16 protein-coding genes are annotated in these 19,516 nt (G+C 60.8%); 9 read left to right on the top strand and 7 right to left on the bottom strand.

The genetic code is table 11. From position 1 onward, the window contains the following. Nucleotides 1–234 precede the first annotated feature (234 nt). Nucleotides 235–1,134, top strand: a complete 900-nt coding sequence (locus AC1DON_RS15455) for an NAD(P)/FAD-dependent oxidoreductase (protein ID WP_476935709.1) — start codon at nucleotides 235–237, stop codon at nucleotides 1,132–1,134. Nucleotides 1,135–1,170: 36 nt separating this feature from the next. Here the strand turns inward: AC1DON_RS15455 and AC1DON_RS15450 are convergent, their stop codons facing one another. The 4 genes from AC1DON_RS15450 to clpX all read right to left on the bottom strand — a co-directional run bounded on the left by AC1DON_RS15450 (nucleotide 1,171) and on the right by clpX (nucleotide 7,702). Further along, nucleotides 1,171–2,268, bottom strand: coding sequence for a winged helix-turn-helix domain-containing protein (locus AC1DON_RS15450; RefSeq protein WP_476935708.1), 1,098 nt, complete (start codon nucleotides 2,266–2,268; stop codon nucleotides 1,171–1,173). 33 nt (nucleotides 2,269–2,301) lie between these two features. Next, nucleotides 2,302–3,375, bottom strand: a complete 1,074-nt coding sequence (locus AC1DON_RS15445; RefSeq protein WP_476935871.1) for a sialidase family protein — start codon at nucleotides 3,373–3,375, stop codon at nucleotides 2,302–2,304. A 115-nt stretch (nucleotides 3,376–3,490) separates the two neighbouring features. After that, nucleotides 3,491–5,887 carry an endopeptidase La gene (gene lon, locus AC1DON_RS15440; protein WP_476935707.1) on the bottom strand — a complete coding sequence of 799 codons (2,397 nt, stop codon included), beginning with the start codon at nucleotides 5,885–5,887 and terminating at the stop codon, nucleotides 3,491–3,493. A gap of 555 nt (nucleotides 5,888–6,442) precedes the next feature. After that, nucleotides 6,443–7,702, bottom strand: a complete 1,260-nt coding sequence (gene clpX / locus AC1DON_RS15435) for an ATP-dependent Clp protease ATP-binding subunit ClpX (RefSeq protein ID WP_476935706.1) — start codon at nucleotides 7,700–7,702, stop codon at nucleotides 6,443–6,445. Between the two features lie 281 nt (nucleotides 7,703–7,983). Between clpX and AC1DON_RS15430 the strand changes: the two genes are divergently transcribed. Continuing rightward, complete coding sequence (locus AC1DON_RS15430) at nucleotides 7,984–8,622, top strand: HAD-IB family hydrolase (protein WP_476935705.1); 639 nt, start codon at nucleotides 7,984–7,986, stop codon at nucleotides 8,620–8,622. A 472-nt stretch (nucleotides 8,623–9,094) separates the two neighbouring features. Here AC1DON_RS15430 and AC1DON_RS15425 read toward each other — a convergent pair whose 3' ends face one another. Then, complete coding sequence (locus AC1DON_RS15425) at nucleotides 9,095–9,727, bottom strand: ATP-dependent Clp protease proteolytic subunit (protein ID WP_476935704.1); 633 nt, start codon at nucleotides 9,725–9,727, stop codon at nucleotides 9,095–9,097. Between the two features lie 210 nt (nucleotides 9,728–9,937). Here AC1DON_RS15425 and AC1DON_RS15420 point away from each other — a divergent pair, with 210 nt between their 5' ends. The 3 genes from AC1DON_RS15420 to AC1DON_RS15410 are packed head-to-tail and all read left to right on the top strand — an operon-like array spanning nucleotide 9,938 to nucleotide 11,267. Beyond that, a complete protein-coding gene (locus tag AC1DON_RS15420; protein ID WP_476935703.1) occupies nucleotides 9,938–10,279 on the top strand; it encodes an ArsR/SmtB family transcription factor in 342 nt (113 codons plus the stop codon). Nucleotides 10,280–10,297: 18 nt separating this feature from the next. Next, on the top strand, nucleotides 10,298–10,759 hold the full coding sequence (locus tag AC1DON_RS15415) for a GyrI-like domain-containing protein (RefSeq protein ID WP_476935702.1): 462 nt from the start codon (nucleotides 10,298–10,300) through the stop codon (nucleotides 10,757–10,759). 10 nt (nucleotides 10,760–10,769) lie between these two features. Then, nucleotides 10,770–11,267, top strand: a complete 498-nt coding sequence (locus AC1DON_RS15410) for an SRPBCC family protein (RefSeq protein WP_476935701.1) — start codon at nucleotides 10,770–10,772, stop codon at nucleotides 11,265–11,267. Nucleotides 11,268–11,482: 215 nt separating this feature from the next. Here AC1DON_RS15410 and AC1DON_RS15405 read toward each other — a convergent pair whose 3' ends face one another. After that, entirely contained in the window at nucleotides 11,483–14,524 is a 3,042-nt protein-coding gene (locus tag AC1DON_RS15405) for a TonB-dependent receptor (protein WP_476935700.1), read from the bottom strand. Nucleotides 14,525–14,733: 209 nt separating this feature from the next. Beyond that, the gene (locus tag AC1DON_RS15400; RefSeq protein ID WP_476935699.1) at nucleotides 14,734–15,633 is read right to left on the bottom strand and encodes a LysR family transcriptional regulator; all 900 of its coding nucleotides are present in this window, start codon (nucleotides 15,631–15,633) and stop codon (nucleotides 14,734–14,736) included. A 96-nt stretch (nucleotides 15,634–15,729) separates the two neighbouring features. Here AC1DON_RS15400 and AC1DON_RS15395 point away from each other — a divergent pair, with 96 nt between their 5' ends. From AC1DON_RS15395 to AC1DON_RS15380, 4 genes are all read left to right on the top strand, one after another. Next, nucleotides 15,730–16,197 (top strand): nuclear transport factor 2 family protein, encoded by a 468-nt coding sequence (locus AC1DON_RS15395; RefSeq protein WP_476935698.1) that lies wholly within the window; start codon nucleotides 15,730–15,732, stop codon nucleotides 16,195–16,197. A 13-nt stretch (nucleotides 16,198–16,210) separates the two neighbouring features. Then, nucleotides 16,211–17,347: an aldo/keto reductase gene (locus AC1DON_RS15390; protein WP_476935697.1), complete on the top strand. Its 1,137-nt coding sequence runs from the start codon at nucleotides 16,211–16,213 to the stop codon at nucleotides 17,345–17,347. Between the two features lie 16 nt (nucleotides 17,348–17,363). Then, nucleotides 17,364–17,840, top strand: a complete 477-nt coding sequence (locus AC1DON_RS15385; RefSeq protein WP_476935696.1) for a GlcG/HbpS family heme-binding protein — start codon at nucleotides 17,364–17,366, stop codon at nucleotides 17,838–17,840. Nucleotides 17,841–17,901: 61 nt separating this feature from the next. After that, entirely contained in the window at nucleotides 17,902–19,491 is a 1,590-nt protein-coding gene (locus AC1DON_RS15380; protein ID WP_476935695.1) for a carboxylesterase/lipase family protein, read from the top strand. The last annotated feature ends 25 nt before the right edge of the window (nucleotides 19,492–19,516 follow it).

Here is a 19,516-nt window from a genome sequence, read left to right as displayed (position 1 = left end):
CGGGATTTTGAGGCATTTTTGCGCCGTCCGGACACAAATCAATTCGAAGTCAAGCGCAAAAAATGGCCTTTTTTCACTTCAGACCTTGCCACGTAAGGGAGTGATTCGAGAATCACGATTGGGTCCTGCCAAGCCATTTTTCTATTTTATTATCTCCGGCGGGCCCTGCCCTATCCTTTCCAGATGTCCTAATCGCTACCGTTGGCCGTATTTGCAACAGCCAGGGTGACAGATGTGCCGACCCTTTATGACTGCCTGATCATCGGTGGCGGCCCGGCGGGGCTGACCGCGGCGCTCTATATGGCGCGGTTCCGGCGGTCGGTGGCGGTGATTGACAACGGCCGCAGTCGCGCCGGGCTTATCCCACTTTCGCACAATTTTCCGGGTTTCCCGGATGGTGTGACCGGACCGGGCCTGCTGGGGCGGTTGAACGAGCAGCTGTCGGGCTATGAGGTGGCGCGGTATGACGGGCTGGCGGACTCCATTACGTGCGATGAGGCCGGGTTTGCCATCAGTTTCGGGGCGGAGCCTGTCCTGGGGCGGACGGTCATATTGACCACCGGCATAGCGGATGCGGGTATGGAGACGCCGAACTGGGCCGCAGCCGTGGCGACAGGGGCGTTGCGGCTGTGTCCGGTATGCGACGCGTATGAGGTCATCGACAAGCGTGTGGCAGTGATGGCGCGGACAGACGGCGCAGTCGCCCACGCCCTTTTCTTACGGACCTACACGGCGGATTTGACGCTGATTCACGTAATGGACGATGAATGTCTGACAACCGATCAGCGCAATTGCCTGTCCGACGCCGGGATCGCCCTGCTGGAATCGGCGAACGCTGCAGTGAAGGTCAGCGGGACCGGCCATGCCGCCGCCGTGGTCGACGGCAAGGAACACGTCTTCGACAGTATCTATCCGATGTTCGGTTGCCGACCGCGTGCCGGGCTGGCGCTTGCGCTGGGCGCCAGATGCGACGACGCCGGCAAGCTGGTGACCGATCCCTATCAGCAGACGTCTGTACCTGGATTGTATGCCGCCGGCGATGTCGTCAGCGGGCTGAACCAGATCAGCGTCGCCGTCGGTCAGGCGGCGGTGGCTGCCACGCGCATCAATGTCGAATTGCCGCGCCGCTGGTGATCATTTTTTTGTCGCGCTTTTTATCCGGAAACCGCTTTACACTTTTCGGAAAGCGCTCTTGCGTGCCAGCATCATGGCGCCGACGACGCAGCTGCCGAACAGGGCGCCTTCGAGGCCGCTGGTGACCAGGCGGCTGACGGGGCCATAGGTGGTTTCCCCCAAGGCGTTCCAGATGGGATCGAGCCGTAGCCGCGACGCTGGAACGTGCTGGCTGAGCAGGAACAAGCTGCCGGCCATCATCCGGCCGCCCGTCAGGAAAACAAAAACACCGGCCGCACAGCCGCTAAGGAGGCCGATGACGACGCTGCGCCGAAGCGACGGTTTGGTGCCCGGGCGCGCCGCCATCCAGGCGCCGAAGCCGACGCCGGCGCCGAGGATCGCGCCTTCGGGGGCGCCGGTGATATTGCCCGGCGACTGGCCGAACAAGAGGTTGAGGGCGTCGAGGCCGACCAGCTTGACGACCGCGCCCACGATCAGCCCGCCGGCCGATCCGCCGGCTATGGTCCACCACGATGGGCCGCGCGTCGCCAGATTTCCGGCGGCAATGCCAAAGCTGACCCCTGCTCCGCCGAGAAAAGCGACGACTACGGTGAGGCAGATGATGACGAGCAGGATGGATACGGCGCCCATGCCGGCGACCATAGGCTGCGACGAGGCGCTGAAGCCGTAGAGCATGCCGCCAACGGCGCCGGCGAAGATTGCGCCCGCCGTCCCTGCCCCGGTCATGATCAGCAGTTGCCGCCAGTCATAGGGGGGAGACGCCACCGGCCCTGTTGCCGCTTCCGGCTCGGCAGCAAGGGTAGGACCAACCATCTCGACCGGCGCGATAAAACGATAGCCGTGCTTCACCACCGTCTCGATAAAGCGTGGACGGCTGGCGTCGTCGCCCAATTGACGGCGGAGCGTGCGAATACACTGGGTCAGCGCTTCGTCGGTGACAGGCACGCCGCGCCACACTTCGTCGAGAAAGCGGTCCTTCGATACCAGCTTGCCCTGTTCGCGAACCAGCAGCGCCAGGGCGTCGAGGTAGCGCGTATTCAGGTCGACCGGAACATCGTCGCAGGTAAGCTGACGATCGTGGGGATCGAGGACGAAGCGTTCGAAGCGGAAGCGGCCGGTGGTCATGGCTGCCATGATTACCTGATCCGCGATGCGGTGCAATCGCTGCTATCGTTCCAGTTTGGCCGGATCGATGACAAGGTGGCGGATGCGCTTGCGGTCCCAGGTATAGGTGATGTGGATGCGCCCGTCCGAGGTCTGGATAACCGCCGGATAGGCATAGCCGTTTTTGAGCGGGGCGGCTTCGAGCGTCAGCACATCGCGCCAGGTTACGCCGTCGTCTGACAGGGCGATACTGATGGGATAGCGCGGCCCCCTTCCCGGTTGGTCCGGAAAATGGCCAGTCGGATTATAGACGATCAGTTGCCGGCCGTCCTTAAGCGTCACCGCATCGGTGCCGGAATTGGGATTGGGCAGGTTGCTGGCAGCCAGAGGGCTCCAGGTTTTGCCATTGTCCTTCGACCAGGTCATGGCGACCGTGCCCTGACGTGTGCGGGCCATGGCCTGAAGCTGGCCGTCCTTATGGAACAGGATGCTGGGCTGGATAGCTTCGATGCCGATCGGTGACGCGACGTCGTCGGTCCTGGTCCAGGTCCTGCCCTTGTCGGCCGAGCGCTCGAAATGCAGCCGCCAGGCGGCATTTCCCATGCTGGTCATGCCCTCGCGGTCTTCGGTGCTGGACGGCGACAGCCAGGTTCCGTCGTTGAGCACCACCGGCTTGTTCTTGATGGGGCCCAGGATGCCGTCGGGCAATCGTTCGGGCCTTGACCATGTACGGCCGTCGTCCTTTGAGCGGATGACCATGCCCCACCAGGTCTGTGGACTGGGGCCGGCCTTGTAGAAGAGATGCAGATCGCCATCGGGCGCCTGAAACAGCACCGGGTTCCAGGTTGGAAGGTGGGCGCCGTCGGACTGAACGCCATCGGCCACCTTTACCGGCACCTGCCATTTGCCATTTTCCAGGCGCGCGAACCAGATGGCGACGTCAGGGTGGCGCTCATATTCGCCACCGAACCAGGCAGCAGCGATCGTGCCCTGGCGCGTTTCGACAATGGTCGAGGCGTGGGCTTCGGGATAGGACGCGGTATCGTAGATGTTTTCGAGGCGCAGGACCGGATTGGCCTGTCCGGCGGCCGGCGCGATCAATGACACGACTAGGGCGGCGGCGACGAACAGCCTCATCACGAGCGTACCTCTTAAGTGGAGGCTATCGGTAGCATGCGACGCGCAAATGCAAACCCCAAAAACAAAAATGGCCCGGGATGAACCGGGCCATTTTCAGTCGTTTCGCTTAGCCCTAGTGGGCCGTCGCCGCATCCGAGTCGTCCGGGGCGGTCGTTGTGGTCGCTGCCGTGATGATCGGCTCGATCCATTCGATCGGCGTCAAGGGCTTGACCAGGGCGTGGCGCAGGACTTCGTCTGCCTGGCCGACCGGGATGATCTCCAGGCCCGACTTGACGTTGGCCGGGATGTCGACCAGGTCCTTCTCGTTCTCCTTCGGGATCAGGACGGTCTTGATGCCGGAGCGCAGGGCCGCCAGCAGCTTTTCCTTGAGGCCACCGATCGGCAGGACGCGGCCGCGCAGGGTGATTTCACCCGTCATGGCCAGATCCTTGCGCACCGGAATGCCGGTAAGCACCGACACCATGGCCGTGACCATGGCGACGCCGGCCGACGGACCGTCCTTGGGCGTGGCGCCTTCGGGAACGTGGACGTGGACGTCGGTCTTGTCGAACACCGGCGGCAGGATACCGAACTTTGGCGCCAGGGCACGGACGTAGGAGTTGGCCGCCGAAACGGATTCCTTCATCACTTCCTTGAGGTTGCCCGTGACCTTCATATTGCCCTTGCCGAGCATCTTGATGGCTTCGATGGTGAGGATGTCACCGCCGAATTCGGTCCAGGCCAGGCCCGTGACGATGCCGACCTGGTCGGTTTCGTCGGTGGCGCCGTAGTGGTACTTCTTGACGCCCGAATACTTGGCCAGACGCTCGTCATCGATGGTGATCGTCTTGACACCTTCGCGGGCCAGGTCACGGATCGTCTTGCGCGCCAGGTTGCCCAGTTCACGCTCCAGCGACCGCACGCCGGCTTCACGTGTGTAGTAGCGGATGATGTCGCGAATGGCGGCTTCCGGGACGATGAATTCTTCGGTGGTGAGGCCGTGTTCCTTCATCAGGTTCGGCAGGACGTGACGCTTGGCGATTTCGACCTTTTCATCTTCGGTGTAACCCGGGATGCGGATGATCTCCATGCGATCCAGCAGGGGCTGGGGCATGTTGAGGCTGTTGGCCGTCGTGACGAACATGATCTTCGACAGATCGTAGTCGACCTCGAGATAGTGGTCGGCGAAGGTCGAGTTCTGTGCGGGGTCCAGCACTTCTAGCAAAGCCGAAGCCGGATCGCCGCGCCAGTCGGCGCCCATCTTGTCGATTTCATCGAGCAGGAAGAAGGCGTTGGTAGACTTCACCTTCTTCATGTTCTGGATGATCTTGCCAGGCATGGAGCCGATATAGGTCCGGCGGTGGCCGCGGATTTCCGATTCGTCGCGCACGCCGCCCAGCGAGATGCGGATGAATTCACGGCCTGTCGCCTTGGCGATCGACTTGCCCAGGCTCGTCTTGCCGACGCCCGGAGGACCGACGAGGCACAGGATCGGGCCTTTCAACGTCCCCATGCGCGCCTGGACGGCCAGGTGCTCGAGGATGCGCTCCTTGACCTTGTCGAGGCCGTAGTGATCGGCTTCGAGGATGTCCTCGGCCTTCTTGAGATCGATGGCCTTCGGCTTGACGGCGCCCCAGGGAATCGACAGCAGCCAGTCGAGATAGTTGCGCACGACGGTGCTTTCGGCCGACATCGGCGACATATGGCGCAGCTTGCCCAGTTCGGCCAGCGCCTTGGTGCGCGCTTCCTTGCTAAGCTTGGTACCCTTGATCTTCTTTTCGAGCTCGGCCAGTTCGTCCTTGCTCTCGTCCTGTTCGCCCAGCTCGCGCTGAATGGCCTTCATCTGCTCATTCAGGTAATATTCGCGCTGGGTCTTTTCCATCTGGCGCTTGACGCGGCTGCGGATCTTCTTTTCGACCTGCAGGACCGAGATTTCGCCTTCCATCAGGGCGTAGATCTTCTCAAGCCGCTTGGTGACGGACAACTGTTCCAGAAGCGCCTGCTTGTCGGCGATCTTGACAACCAGATGGGCGGCAATCGAGTCTGCCAGCACATCGGCATCGCTGATTTCCGCAATCGCATTAAGGCTTTCCGGCGGAATCTTCTTGTTCAGCTTGATGTAATTTTCGAACTGCTCCGAGACGGCGCGGGTCAGGGCTTCGGTGTCCGGGCCTTCGGTTTCACCGCCATCCAGCACATAGGCTTCGGCTTCGTAATAGGGCTCGGTCGACAGGAAGCGCTTGACGCGGGCCCGCGACTTGCCTTCAACCAGCACCTTGACCGTGCCGTCGGGCAGCTTCAGCAGCTGCAGGACATTGGCCAGGACGCCGATCTCATAGATGGCGGACGTGTCGGGGTCGTCGTCGGAGGAATTCTTCTGGGTGGCGAGCAGGATCTGCTTGTCGCCTTTCATCACCTCGTCGAGCGCCTGGACCGATTTTTCGCGGCCAACAAACAAAGGCACAACCATATGCGGGAAGACCACGATGTCGCGCAGCGGCAGGACGGGGATGGTCACAAGATCCAACATTTTTACTCCTTGCGGCATGGATCTGCCGCCTGACAAGACCTTCAAGGCGCCTCGTGTTAAAAAGTGTAAACGCGAGGTCTCTAGAGAGTCTTAAAGATAAGGCGCTTCTCAGGGTGAGTGCTGTCGTCGGGAAGGAGACAGCGAATCCACCAGAGCGCTTCGTTAACAGATGTGGGGGAAGGCCAGCGAAACTTCAAGGTATGTCGAAACCAGCCCGCCTCTCCTGTCCACCGGATTCTCCGGATTGGGCGTTAACCAGAGCCTAGTCCCTTGCCGGCTTTAAGGAAAATCACATTACGGCCCGGTGTAGTCTATTCGTTCGAAAGTCCCCCCTTCCGTCACGGCGCAAGCGTCGCGACACCTTCCCCGTAAACGGGGAAGGAATTAGCTAAGCAATATCAAATCCTTCCTTCCCCGTTTACGGGGAAGGTGGACGCGAAGCGGACGGAAGAGGGATTTCCGGCGTTAAAACCAGGCTTCGATCTAAACGCATCTAAGAAAAAACGCGGCCCGGAGATCCGGACCGCGTTTTTGTTTTTACCTTAGGTGTCGGCTTTAAGCCGCTCCGCCGGCGCGCTTTTCAGCGTAGATGAGCAGCGGTGTGGCACGCTCTTCAACGACTTCGCCATTGATGACGACTTCCTCGACGCCCTGCATGGTCGGCAGTTCGTACATGGTGTCGAGCAGGATGCCTTCCAGGATCGAGCGCAGGCCGCGCGCGCCGGTCTTGCGAACGATGGCCTTCTTGGCAACAGCGTACAGCGCTTCCTCGTTGAAGGTCAGCGAGACGTTTTCCATCTCGAACAGGCGCTGGTACTGCTTGACCAGAGCGTTCTTCGGCTCGGTCAGGATCTTGACCAGGGTGTGCTCATCGAGGTCTTCCAGCGTCGCCAGAACCGGCAGGCGGCCGATGAATTCCGGGATCAGGCCGAACTTCATCAGGTCATCGGGTTCGACTTCGCGCAGGACTTCGCCGGTGCGGCGATCTTCAGGGTCCTTTACGGTCGCGCCGAAGCCGATCGAGGTGCCCTTGCCGCGGCTGGAAATGATCTTTTCCAGGCCGGCGAAAGCGCCGCCGCAGATGAACAGGATGTTGGTCGTGTCGACCTGCAGGAATTCCTGCTGCGGATGCTTGCGCCCGCCTTGCGGCGGCACGGAGGCAACGGTGCCTTCCATGATCTTGAGCAGCGCCTGCTGGACGCCTTCGCCCGACACGTCGCGGGTGATCGAGGGATTATCCGACTTGCGCGAAATCTTGTCGACTTCGTCGATGTAGACGATGCCGCGCTGGGCGCGTTCGACATTGTAGTCAGCGGCCTGGAGCAGCTTCAGGATGATGTTTTCAACGTCTTCACCGACATAACCGGCTTCGGTCAGGGTCGTGGCGTCGGCCATGGTGAATGGCACGTCGATGATGCGCGCCAGGGTCTGCGCCAGCAGGGTCTTGCCCGAGCCGGTCGGACCGATCAGCATGATGTTCGACTTGGCCAGTTCGACGTCATTACCCTTGGCAGCGTGGTTCAGGCGCTTGTAGTGGTTGTGAACGGCGACCGACAGAACCTTCTTGGCCTGGTTTTGGCCGATGACGTAATCGTCCAGGACCTCGCGAATTTCCTTCGGGGTCGGAACGCCATCCTTGGACTTGACGAAAGCAATCTTGTGCTCTTCGCGGATGATATCCATGCACAGTTCGACGCACTCATCACAAATGAACACGGTCGGCCCGGCGATAAGTTTGCGCACCTCATGCTGGCTCTTTCCGCAGAAAGAACAATAGAGGGTGCTTTTGCTGTCGCCCGTAGCGGCTTTGGTCATAATGTCTCTTCACCTTGAAGTCGCGGAAGATCGCACAAACCGCAATCTGGCCGCAGGTAATCCCGGCACCTTAGCCCGGCAAGCCTTAATAAAGGCTAAGCCAGACGTCGATACAGGCTTTGTGGTGCCCCGTATCTGGCATTTATGCACAGTTTGGTGTGGGCCTCAACAGCCTTGCCGGATCAAATTAGGCCTTGTAGCGCTTTATATGGGATAAAAAATGCGGAATAAAAGCACTCATTGCGCGGCGCCGCGCCAACCTTGTGGATACAGGCCTCCCCATGCCGCCAGAGCCGTCCTCCGGGACATCAGAATCACTTGTATCCAAGGTCGTCGCCTTCGACTTCGACGGCACGCTGACCTATACCGACAGTTTCGTGGCCTTCCTGAAATTCACCTCGGGCAGCATGCGCATCGCGGCGGCGTTCGCGGCCGAGCCCTCGCTACTCGGTGACTACATCGCGACGCGCGACCGGGGGGCGCTGAAATCCCGATTGTTATTCAAACTATTAGGGGCGGTTCCGAAGCGAGAACTTGAAGCGTGGGCCGCGTCGTTTGCCGAAGCAACCGGCCATACCCTCTTCCGTCCGGATGCCTTGGCAGAATGGAATCAACAGGATCAACCCGATCGGCTGAGGGTAATCGTCACCGCCTCGCCACAGATGCTTGTGGCGCCGTTTGGAGAGTTACTCGGTGCCGACCAGGTCATCGGTACGCGGCTGGGGTTTTCACCGGAGGGCCGGCTGCTGCCTGACCTTGAGGGAATCAACTGCCGCGGCGAGGAGAAGATGTGCCGGCTGCGCGAAGCATTTGGCGACAAACTGGATCTCGAAGCGGCCTATGGGGATACGGCGGGCGACCGCGAAATGCTGGCGGCGTCGCGTCATCCACACTATCGGGTATTCAGGAAAAGACCTTGATTTATTTGTGGTGTCCATGAAGATTTGAACCACGGAAAACACGGAAAGCGCTTTCGGCGCGACACGGAAAAGACACGGAATTTGAGCTTAGCCGGTCTTGATTGTGCCTGCGGCTACGATCAAGTGGGGTCCACAGATTACATAGATGATCTGTGCGGATGGACCGTGCGTGCCCAGCCGATACGAAAGCCCCGACGGCGCTTTGCGCCGTCATTCTCCCGGGAAGCTTGCACCTGACCGTGGCGACACGTTCGGATCATCTGTGTAATCTTGAAATCTAAAAGGCACTCCCACGCACACGGAGCGCGACGCTCAGGCCCGAATTCCGTGTCTTTTCCGTGTCGCGCCGAAAGCGCTTTCCGTGTTTTCCGTGGTTCAAGGCCATAGCGGCCCCATGCGCTTAATCCGTTGTTCTGACAAACAAAAACGCGGCCCCGAAGGACCGCGTTTCCATATTCTATTCCAACATAAATCAGGCGGCGACTTCGGTGCCGTCCTTGCGCTTGTCGTAGACGTGGTCGATCAGGCCAAACGACTTGGCTTCGTCCGCCGTCATGTAGCGGTCGCGGTCGAGGGTCTTTTCGATGGTCTCATACGATTGACCGGTGTGCTTGACGTAGATTTCGTTCAGCAGCTTCTTGGTCTTGCGGATGTCCTCGGCCTGGATTTCGATGTCCGATGCCATGCCGCGCGCGCCGCCCGAAGGCTGGTGCACCATGATCTTGGAGTTGGGCAGCGAGATGCGCTGACCGGCTTCACCGGCCTGCAGGATCAGCGAGCCGGCCGAAGCGGCCATGCCCATACAGACGGTCGTCACCGGCGACTTGATGTATTGCATGGTGTCGTAGATCGCCAGCGCCGAGGTCACCTGACCGCCGGGGCTGTTGATGTACATGGAGATTTCCTTCTTCGGGTTTTCCGATTCCAGGAACAGGAGCTGGGCGCAGATAGACGTCGCCATGCCGTCCTCGAACGGGCCGGTCAGGAAGATGATCCGCTCCTTCAGCATGCGCGAATAGATGTCGTAGGCGCGCTCGCCACGGCTCGATTGCTCGATGACGGTAGGAACCAGGTAGGAGGTCAGATGATCAACGGGGTCGCGCATTCACGAATCCTTTGTGTGTTTCGAATCGACGGTCGTCGCTCCATCTAAGGCAACAAGTCTTAACCTTAAGTGAGTGCGCGTCCCTATCTGAACCAACTTGGCAATTTGCCCACATCTTTTCAAGAGCCTTGGAAAAATCGAATGCGTCTTGACAGCCAAAAATCGTCGATATATATAACCGATAAGTTATATAGCTATATGGTTATGGAAATGGCATTCGACAGTCTCGACGCAACCTTTGTCGCCTTGGCCGACCCGACGCGGCGCGCAATCCTGGCGCGGCTGGCGCAGGGCGAGGTCACGGTTATGGACCTGGCGGAACCGTTTTCCATGAGCCAGCCGGCCATTTCGAAGCATCTCAAGGTGCTGGAAAATGCCGGGCTGGTGACCCGCGGCCGCGACGGCACCCGCCGGCCTGTGCGCGCGGTCGCCAAACCCTTGCGTCAGGCAACTGCCTGGCTCGACGCCTTCTGCGCGAAGCTTGAAGGCAACTATCAGCGGCTCGACGGGCTGCTTGAGGAAATGAAAGCGGTCCAGAAGGACCATCCCTGAACACTTAAGGAGGATACCATGATCGACACACTAGAAATCATCGACCTGCCCGAACAGAAGATGGCAGTCATCCCGCTCAAGGTCCCGACGAACGAGATCATGAGCCATATGGGCGCCGGCATAGGCGAACTAAATTCGACGCTGGCCGCCCAGGGCATCACGCCTTCGGGGCCGTGGTTCACACATCACCATCGCGCACCCACCGACACCTTCGATTTCGAAATCTGCCTGCCGGTCGATCGCGATGTCGCGCCCGCCGGTCGCGTTCAGCCCGGCGTGCGTCCGGCGATGAAGGCAGCAAGCACCACCTATCACGGTGGCTATGAAGGGCTCGGCAATGGCTGGGGTCAGTTCATGACGGCCCTGAAGGACCAGGGCGTCGCAACGACTGACGAACTGTGGGAAACCTATGCCGCGGGCCCCGAGACCGGTCCGGACTCAAGCCAGTACCGCACAGTCCTGCGCAAGCCGATCAAATAGACAGGTTCCCATGTCCTCGATGATCATCAAAACCGTTGGGCGGCTCAATGCCGCCCTGCCCTCCGACCGCGAAATCCGGTTGACGCGGACCTTCGATGCGCCACGCCAGCTGGTATGGGACGCCCACACCAAGCCGGACCTCATCCGGCGCTGGCTGCTGGGGCCGCCCGGCTGGACCATGCCGGTGTGCGACGTCGATCTGCGCGTCGGCGGCAAGTACCGCTACGAGTGGCACGGCGAAGGCGGCAAGACCATGGCGATGAGCGGCGTCTACAGCCTTGTTGATGCACCCGGCCACATCGCCGACCAGCAGATATTCGACGATGACTGGACGAAGGGTTCGGCTGACGGTGACATGGTCCTGGTCGAACGGGATGGTGTCACCGAACTGATCCTGACCATCACCTATGCGTCCAGGGAAACGCGCGACATGGTCGCCTCGTCGCCGATGATGGAGGGCATGGAGGCCGGTTACACGCGGTTGGATGGACTTTTGGCTAACTTCTGACTTGCAAGTGGCTTTTGAGTTGCTGCTTGCAAGTTGGCTTTGGTCCATGGTTTGCCGCTGGAAATCCCCCTTCCGTCACCGCCTCCGGCGGCGCCACCTTCCCCGTAAACGGGGAAGGAATAAGCTAAGCAATATCAAGTCTTTCCTTCCCCGTTTACGGGGAAGGTGGCATTTGCGGAGCAAATGACGGAAGGGGGGATTTGTGTCATCGCGTTCTAATAGCTAAGGTCGAAGCCGATCCGCACCGACCGGGGCTGGGTGTAGTTCGACGGCGCACCGTAATTGGCGTCGACCGCGCCGGCCGTTGCGCCGTCATAGGTGACGTAGCGCGTCACCACGCTGCGGATATCGAACAGGTTGAACACGTCCGCCCGCAGCACAAGCTTGCCTTTCGGCAGCACGGTTTGCGGTACAGTATAGCGTAGGGACGCATCGACATTGCGCACCCAATCGGACTTCAGCCCCTCGCCCATCTGTGCCGGCTGACCACCGCAATAGTGGAAGACCGTATAGGGCGAGACGTCCTCAGGATCATTGCCCAGGCAGCTGAAACGCGTCGGCGACTGGACCAGGATATTGACCCCGCCCAGTAGTTGTGGCGTGAAGGCATAGCTGCCCCAGACCTTGACGCTGTGGGTCGGATTGCCCGGCAGAAGACCTACGGCGTGGTCCTCGGTATTGGGCGTATCCCACTGATAGGTCGCGCCCGCGTCCTTTTGAACGCCATTGCCGAAGTCGGTGACCGTGCCGCTATAGTTGCCGTAGAGCTTTGACAGCGTATAGGACCCCTGCAGGCCCCACTTACCGTCGAAGGCGCGTTTGAAGTCGATGGTCAGCGCCGTGTATTCGCGTTTCGCGTCGGCGAAGTGCCCGAGCTGGGCAGCCGTCAAGGTGACCGTGCGTTGTTCGCTTTCGCCCGGCAGCGGCTCCTTGAGCCGGATCGTGACGTCGTGGTCGCCGACATTCCACACATAGTAGCTGTTGGATATCTCGCCGTCCTCGTATTGCGAGGCGTCGAGGCCGTTGGCTTTCAGGTGGTCGATGATCGCCGGGCCAAACTCCGAATCTTCCGAGACATTGACCGTGTTGCGATGGACGGCGTTCAGGCCCACCGACCACTGGTCATTGATCCGATAGTCGGCGCCGAGCGTCATCTCATCGACACGCGTGGCCTTCAGGCCGATCGCCGCCTTGGAGGTAGCGCCTTCCTGGCTGCCGTTGCCGATGACGTAGCAGGTGTTGGCGCTTGCCGCATGGCTGCTGTTGAAGCCGGGAGCGCTGGCCAGTTGCGACGCCGGGCAAGGCTGGTTGAACGTGGGATAGGCCGTGCCGACCGTCTGGGGCAGGCCCGTGGTGGGGTCTATCACCCAGCCACCTGTAGGCGCCCGGAAATATTGCGAGAAGTAGAGGTCCTTGCCGCGAACGCCCAGGTTCATCGCCGGCGGAATGAAGTTGGCGCCGTACGATCCGTGGATCTTCCAGGCGCCCTCACCCGTCGGATCCCAGCTGAAGCCGAGGCGCGGCGCGACATTTCCGGTCAGGTTGATATAGCGCTGGCCCGACAGGTCGTACTGGCGGAAGGTGTCGTCGCGCACCCCGACCTGCACGTTCAGGGCAGGCGTGACGTCCCAGGAGTCCTGGATGTAGATCGCCTGGTTTTCCGAAGCGACGTTACCGCCCAGCTGTTGGTAGATGACTTGCAGCCGGCTGTTGTTATTGATCACCGTGCCCGTGGCGTCATACGTGCGGAAGACGTACTGCACAGGCACGCCGCCGACGAAGTTGTCGGTCTTGGTCTCGGAATTGTCTTCGTGGTCGATGCCGAAGCGGACGTGGTGCCGGCCCAATGCATCGAAACGGATATCGCCGTCGGCGCGCCAGAACTTGCGCGCCATGTCGGTGACCTTGGTGCCGGTGGTCGGCTGGCCCTTAGACAGGGTCGTCGGCCGGTTGTTGCGGTCGATGACGCGGACATAGTAGGCGGACGGGTCTTGGGGCGTGACGTTGGACCGGTCGCGCATCTCCCCTACCGCTGCGGACAGGTTGAACCAGTCCGTCACGCGGCCGGAATAGTTGAGCACCCAGTTGCGCCCGCCGGTTTCGGTAACCTCGGTGGCGACGTAATCGCCGGCCTGGGTGCCGTCGAAACCATAACGGCGCGAGATCGCCGTATTGGTGGTGTCGAATGCCGTGAGCGACAGTCGCTGCGTCGGCGTAATATAGCCGTCGAGCTTCAGGCCGTAGAACGGGTCGTTACTGGTCGCGTGGCTATAAAAGCGGCTCTGGACATTGGCCGTTTCCCATTCGATGTCATTGGCCTGGTACAGACCGTAGGCGAACAGGCGGTCGCGGATCAGTGCCCCGCCCATCTCGACGATCAGCGAGTTATTTGAAGCGGTCGAGAAACGGCCGTCGTAATTATAGGTGTCGCGTTCCCTGGCCCTCAGGCTGTTTGGCTTGAAGTTGCCGTGCAGCGCGAAGGTGAAATTATTGCTGCCCGACTTGGTTGTGGCGTTGACGACACCGCCGGTGGCGCGGCCGAACTCGGCCGGATAACCGCCGGTCATGACCTCGATCGACTTGTAGAAGTCGAACGGCACGCGCGCACCCCCGACGAAGGTGTCGGGATTGGTGATGTTGAGCCCGTCGATATAGTAGGCGTTTTCCGCCACGGAACCGCCGCCGAATGACGCGACGGCATTGTCGCCACCGCCAAAGCCCGGATTGCCCGGCACGACGGTCGGCGCCAGCAGCGTCACGGCGTTGAGGTTGCGCGCCAGCGGGATCTGCTCGGTCAGGCTGTCGAGGTTGACGACCAGGCCCGTTGTGGCGCGGGTGAAGTCCATGCGGACGCGCTTGCCCCTCACCACGACGGGCGTGCCGGCGGATTGCAGTATTGCGTCAAGACGCGCTTCCTGGGTCACCGCGACGTCGATGGCGGTCGTCAGGTCTTCGCGGCCGGGAGCGCGGATGACGATGTTGTAGGCCCCCGGCGCTAGGCCTGTGATGCTGAAGCGGCCGGACGACGTGACGGCCACGACGCGGCTGTGCCCCTGAGCGTCGGAGGTCAGGGTGACTGTGGCATTGCCTATAGGGGCGCCGGTGTCGTCCACGACCGAACCGGATACGGCGCCGGTAACGTAGTCCTGTGCCTCAGCGGCGGTGGTGAGAAGCGCGGTAATCGGGAGGGCCGGAAGCAACACAGCCATGAGGGCTGTCGCTGCCCGGAGGCCGGCGCGGCGGAGAGTGGATGTCACGGGTATCGGGTCCTGCGAATGTCTCACTCAAGGTAGGCGCTCCATTGATGAGACGGTGGCAACTCCGGATTGCACAGGCACCAGACCACGATTCGTTTAAGAATTTGCGCAGGTGGAGAATATTAGGGGCGGATCGGTTTTAGCGGCGGTAGATATCCGCCTTGTTTTTTTAAGTCTTCCGGGTGTCATCCGGCGACTGGACAATCGTGTCACGACGCTTTGTAACGCAGTGTGGCGACCAGGGCGGATAGCGCGGGCGACGAGTCGCGGCGGCTTGGGTAATAGAGGTGGTAGCCGGTAAATGGTTCGCACCAGTCTTCCAGAACACGCACTAGTTGGCCAGCTTCGATCAGATGGACGACCTGGTCTTCAGGAACGTAGGCAAGGCCCTGGCCAGCCAGCGCGGCATTGATCCTGAGCGCAAGGTTGTTGAAAACCAATTGACCATCCACTCGTACGTTCAGTTCGCGGCCATTCTTCTCGAACTCCCAGGGAAACAAGCCGCCATAGGTCGGCATGCGCATGTTGATGCAGTCATGGGCCATCAAATCCGGAGGCGTGACAGGCGGCGTATGCATCGTAAAGTAGTCGGGGGACGCAACGACCGCCATCCGCATGTCCGGTCCGATACGCACGGCGACCATATCCTTGGCGACCTGTTCTCCCAGCCTGACACCGGCATCGAAGCGTTCCGCCACAATATCGGTCAATCCGTAATCGACGATGATCTCGACCGTGATATCTGGATGCTGACGCAGAAAATCGGTCAGGGGCGGCTGTAAAACAGATACCGCCGCGTGCTCGCCCGCCGTAATTCTGATCGTGCCTGCCGGGGTGTCACGCAGCGCTCTTAAGGCGCCGATCTCGGCTGTTATCTCCTCCAGTCGCGGGATCAGGGTGCGCAGGATACGTTCGCCCGCCTCCGTAGGCGAGACGCTGCGGGTCGTGCGGGTCAGCAGCCGCAGGCCGAGCTTTTCTTCCAGGGCGCGGATGGTCTGGCTCAGGGCAGACTGGGAGACGCCCAGCTTTGCCGCCGCGCGCGTAAAACTCCGCTCCTTGGCGACATGGGCAAAGGCGGCAAGATCATCGAAGCTGGGCGACGAATTCATTAGCTGTCCTAATAATGGCATTCTGATTATAGCGTATTATCGCAATGGCCCATAGGGTTTAGATTGGCCTTTCACGAGAATGAAAGGGAACCATCCATGAGAGCTTTGTTGGTCGGCTTGATCCTGGCTGCTTCTGTAATGCCGGTAATCGCCAGTGCTCAGACCCCTGCGCCCGCACCCTCGGTCAGCCGTACGCCTGCGGAGCAGAAGGTTATCGACTTGTCCGCCCAGAAGTGGCTGTGGATGAGCGAGCGCAATGTCGAGGCACTGGATGCCCTGTTCGACGACAAATCTGTCTTCGTTCATATGGGCGGCGCGATGACCAAGGCCCAGGAGTTCGATGTCATCCGTGGCGGCATGATCCAGTACAAGAAGGCCGATATCGAGAGCGTTACCGTCAATATCATCGGCGATACCGCGATTGTCCTCAGCAGGCTGCGCCTTCTGGCGGTGGTCGGCGGCAATGAGGTGACCAACCCGTTCATGGTGACCGAAGTTTATGTCCGCCAGGGCCAGGCGTGGAAACTGGGATCACTGTCCTTCACGCGATTGATGGGCTCTTAAAAGGAACTGTAAAATGACACCTTCAAGGTCCACTGTGAACATCGGGCGCCGCGATTTGCTGACGGCGGGGCTGGCCCTGCCCGCACTGGGTACTGTTGCTGCGGGGGCCGCCCATGCCGCTGCAGCCCCAGCTGCGAACCGCCGCCGGTTAGGCAAGCTTGTCGTCTCCAGCATCGGCCTCGGCGTCCAGAATATGAGCCGCAAATACACGACCGAAGCCCCGTACCGGCCTGAAATGGTCGCGCATATCCGCACGGCGTTCGAGTCTGGCGTCACCTTCTTCGATTGCGCCGAAGCCTATGGCCCGCATGAGTGCGAACGTATCCTGGGCGAAGCTATCCAGCCCTTCCGAAACCAGGTCGTCATCACCTCAAAATTTGGCTGGAACATCGATCAGGAAACCGGCGCGCGCAAGCCAGGGCTGAACAGCCGCCCGGATCATATCAAAGTCGTCGTCGAAGGCATGTTGAAGCGGCTGCGTACCGATCGTATCGACCTGGTCTATCAGCACCGCGTCGATCCCGATGTGCCGATTGAAGATGTCGCCGGCGCCGTGCAGGATTTGATGAAACAAGGCAAGATTCTGCATTGGGGCCTGTCCGAGATGGGACTGAACACGCTTCGTCGTGCCCATGCGGTCCTGCCCGTTACCGCCGTACAGAGCGAGTATTCGATGCTGTGGCGCGGCCCGGAAGCCGAGGTTCTTCCCCTGTGTGAAGACCTGGGTATCGGCTTTGTGCCGTGGAGCCCGCTCGGCGTGCAGTTTCTCACCGGCTGGATCGACGCCAATACGCGGTTCGCCCCCGGCGACATTCGCGGCATGGAACCCCGTTTCGCGCTGGAGAACATGCCGCACAACCTGCAACTGGTGACCCTCATCAAAAGCTGGGCCGAACGTAAGCAGGCTGCTCCGGCGCAGATCGCCCTGGCGTGGCTGCTGGCGCAAAAGCCCTGGATTGTCCCCATTCCCGGGACGACCAACACAGCGCACATGCGCCAGAATTTCGGTGCGGCGGCCATCCGCTTCACACCGGACGAACTGACGGAATTAAATACCGCGGTTCGCGCCATCGACGTGCAGGGCCAGCGGCTTCCGGACGCCGTCCTGGTGCATTCGGGCAGGGAAGCACCGCTTCCCGTGCGCCCCTGAGAAGGAAGGTAATAATATGATACGCAAAGCGCTCCTGGCCTCTGCCGTCATGCTCACAGCCCCCCTGGGCGCTGAGGCACAAACAGCCCCGCCCAGCCGTTATGGCCCACCCATTGCTGTCAACGAAGCGCTTGCGCTGATCGACAAGGGTATGGAGGCAGGCGCCGCGCGTGGCCTCACCATGGCTTTCGCGGTGGTGGAACCCTCCGGTGAACTCATAGCCTTCGCCCGCATGGAAGACGCGCCCTACGCGTCGACGGAGCTGGCCCAGCAAAAGGCACGCTCTTCGGCTCGGCTGCGTCTGGCAACAGCAGAGCTTGAAACGCGCGTCCAGAATGGCCGCACGGTGCTTCTGTCGTCCGATGAAGTGCTGGCTGTCGGCGGTGGCATACCGATCGTGGTCGATGGCCGGGTCGTTGGCGCCCTGGGCGTATCCGGCGGCAGTGCCGCTCAGGACGCGGAAGTCGCGGCGGCCGTCATCGCACCGCGTTGAAACACGCTAGAATGAGCGCTGCCTGACGCCTCGCATAATAAACACCGATAGGAACAAGATGATGCGTTTCACACCCTGTCTGATCGCCGCAGCGCTCCTGTCTGCACCACTGGCGACGGCTCAGACGGTTCAGGTTTCGTCCGGAACCTTGCGCGGCGTTACCGAAGGGGGGATTTCCAGCTTCAAAGGCATTCCCTTTGCCGCCGCTCCGGTTGGGGAACTTCGCTGGCGACCACCCGCTCCGGCACCTGGCTGGCAAGGCGAGCGGGACGCGACCCGGTTCGGCGCCGATTGCGTCCAGCGATCGTTTCAGCCGGGGCCGTCGGCCAGTTCCGAGAATTGCCTGTTCGTCAATGTATGGAGACCCGCTGACGCCGCTGCGGATGCGAAACTGCCGGTCATGGTGTGGATCCACGGGGGCGCTTTCGTATTCGGCTCCGGCGCGCAATCAACCTTCTCGGGAGAGCCCTTCGCCCGGCAGGGCGTGATCCTGGTGACGCTCAACTACCGCTTGGGACGCTTCGGATTCTTTGCGTTTCCCGCACTCAGCCATGAGCGGCAAGACGAACTCAAGGGCAACTATGCCTATATGGGCCAGATCGCGGCCCTGACCTGGGTCCAGCAGAACATCTCCGCTTTCGGCGGCGACCCGGGTAATGTTACGATCTTTGGTGAATCCGCCGGTGGTGTCTCCGTACACACGCTGCTGACCTCGCCGCTGTCCCGCGGCCTGTTTCAAAAGGCGATTATTCAATCCGGCGGTGGTCGCGACGGCGTGCTCACGGGCCGCCCGATCAGCGAAGACGGTGTCGATCCCCATTACCCCGTGTCAGCCGAGACGATCGGCGTCAACTTCGCCAAAAAGCATAACATCAACGGCACGGGCGACGCCGCACTGAGCGCCTTGCGGGCACTCAGCAGCGAAGAGGTCCTTGACGGCGGTGCGGAGACGGCAGGACCTGGCGGGCCGAGCATTTATCCGGGGCCTATTCTGGATGGCCGTCTGGTGCCCGAAACCGCGCAAAGCGCCTATGAGATGGGTCGGCAGACGCGCGTTCCTGTGATGATCGGCACCAACAGCGCTGACTTTATAGGATTTATCGCTGCCGAAACGAAAGACGACCTGTTTTCACAATATGGCGCGGCTAAGACGCAAGCGGTTGCAGCCTATGATCCGGACGGGACAGCGGTCATAGCTGATTTGCTGGTCATGGCAGGAGCCGATCGCGCCCAAGCCGAACCAGCGCGTTTCACCGCCCGTGCTCTGTCAGCCGCGGAAACACCCGTTTACGTCTATCGATTTGGCTATCTGCCGGAGTCCATGCGCGCGCAACTGCGCAATGGAACGCCACATGGGTTCGAGGTGCCGTTCGCCTTCGCCAATCTGGGCACTCGCGACGGTGCGGCGCCGGCAGCCATGGATACGACCGTTGCCGGGACGCTCAACACCTATTGGGCCAATTTCGCAAAATCAGGAAATCCGAATGGTGCCGGCCTCGCGAACTGGCCGCGTTACGAGATACAGCGCGATGAAATCCTTGTTGTCGAAGTCGACGGCAAATTCCAAAGCCAGCCCGACCCTCGGAAAGCCCGGCTGGATGCTGCCGAAATGGCCAACACGGTAAAACCTGCTAACGGTCCAACACGATAAAAGACTGGCCATAGCGTCCAGGCCG

This window comes from Asticcacaulis sp. P4_H10 (assembly GCF_056400965.1).
The sequence above is the reverse complement of the archived record's forward strand: the minus strand, read 5'-3'. Positions and strand labels throughout refer to the sequence as shown.

Coding starts and splice junctions, on each gene's coding strand:
- AC1DON_RS15420 (WP_476935703.1), top strand. CDS start 9,938: ATGGCATTCGACAGTCTCGACGCAACCTTTGTCGCCTTGGCCGACCCG.
- AC1DON_RS15400 (WP_476935699.1), bottom strand. CDS start 15,633: ATGAATTCGTCGCCCAGCTTCGATGATCTTGCCGCCTTTGCCCATGTC.
- lon (WP_476935707.1), bottom strand. CDS start 5,887: ATGTTGGATCTTGTGACCATCCCCGTCCTGCCGCTGCGCGACATCGTG.
- AC1DON_RS15430 (WP_476935705.1), top strand. CDS start 7,984: ATGCCGCCAGAGCCGTCCTCCGGGACATCAGAATCACTTGTATCCAAG.
- AC1DON_RS15380 (WP_476935695.1), top strand. CDS start 17,902: ATGCGTTTCACACCCTGTCTGATCGCCGCAGCGCTCCTGTCTGCACCA.
- AC1DON_RS15390 (WP_476935697.1), top strand. CDS start 16,211: ATGACACCTTCAAGGTCCACTGTGAACATCGGGCGCCGCGATTTGCTG.
- AC1DON_RS15445 (WP_476935871.1), bottom strand. CDS start 3,375: ATGAGGCTGTTCGTCGCCGCCGCCCTAGTCGTGTCATTGATCGCGCCG.
- AC1DON_RS15410 (WP_476935701.1), top strand. CDS start 10,770: ATGTCCTCGATGATCATCAAAACCGTTGGGCGGCTCAATGCCGCCCTG.
- AC1DON_RS15450 (WP_476935708.1), bottom strand. CDS start 2,268: ATGGCAGCCATGACCACCGGCCGCTTCCGCTTCGAACGCTTCGTCCTC.
- AC1DON_RS15415 (WP_476935702.1), top strand. CDS start 10,298: ATGATCGACACACTAGAAATCATCGACCTGCCCGAACAGAAGATGGCA.
- AC1DON_RS15425 (WP_476935704.1), bottom strand. CDS start 9,727: ATGCGCGACCCCGTTGATCATCTGACCTCCTACCTGGTTCCTACCGTC.
- AC1DON_RS15395 (WP_476935698.1), top strand. CDS start 15,730: ATGAGAGCTTTGTTGGTCGGCTTGATCCTGGCTGCTTCTGTAATGCCG.
- AC1DON_RS15385 (WP_476935696.1), top strand. CDS start 17,364: ATGATACGCAAAGCGCTCCTGGCCTCTGCCGTCATGCTCACAGCCCCC.
- clpX (WP_476935706.1), bottom strand. CDS start 7,702: ATGACCAAAGCCGCTACGGGCGACAGCAAAAGCACCCTCTATTGTTCT.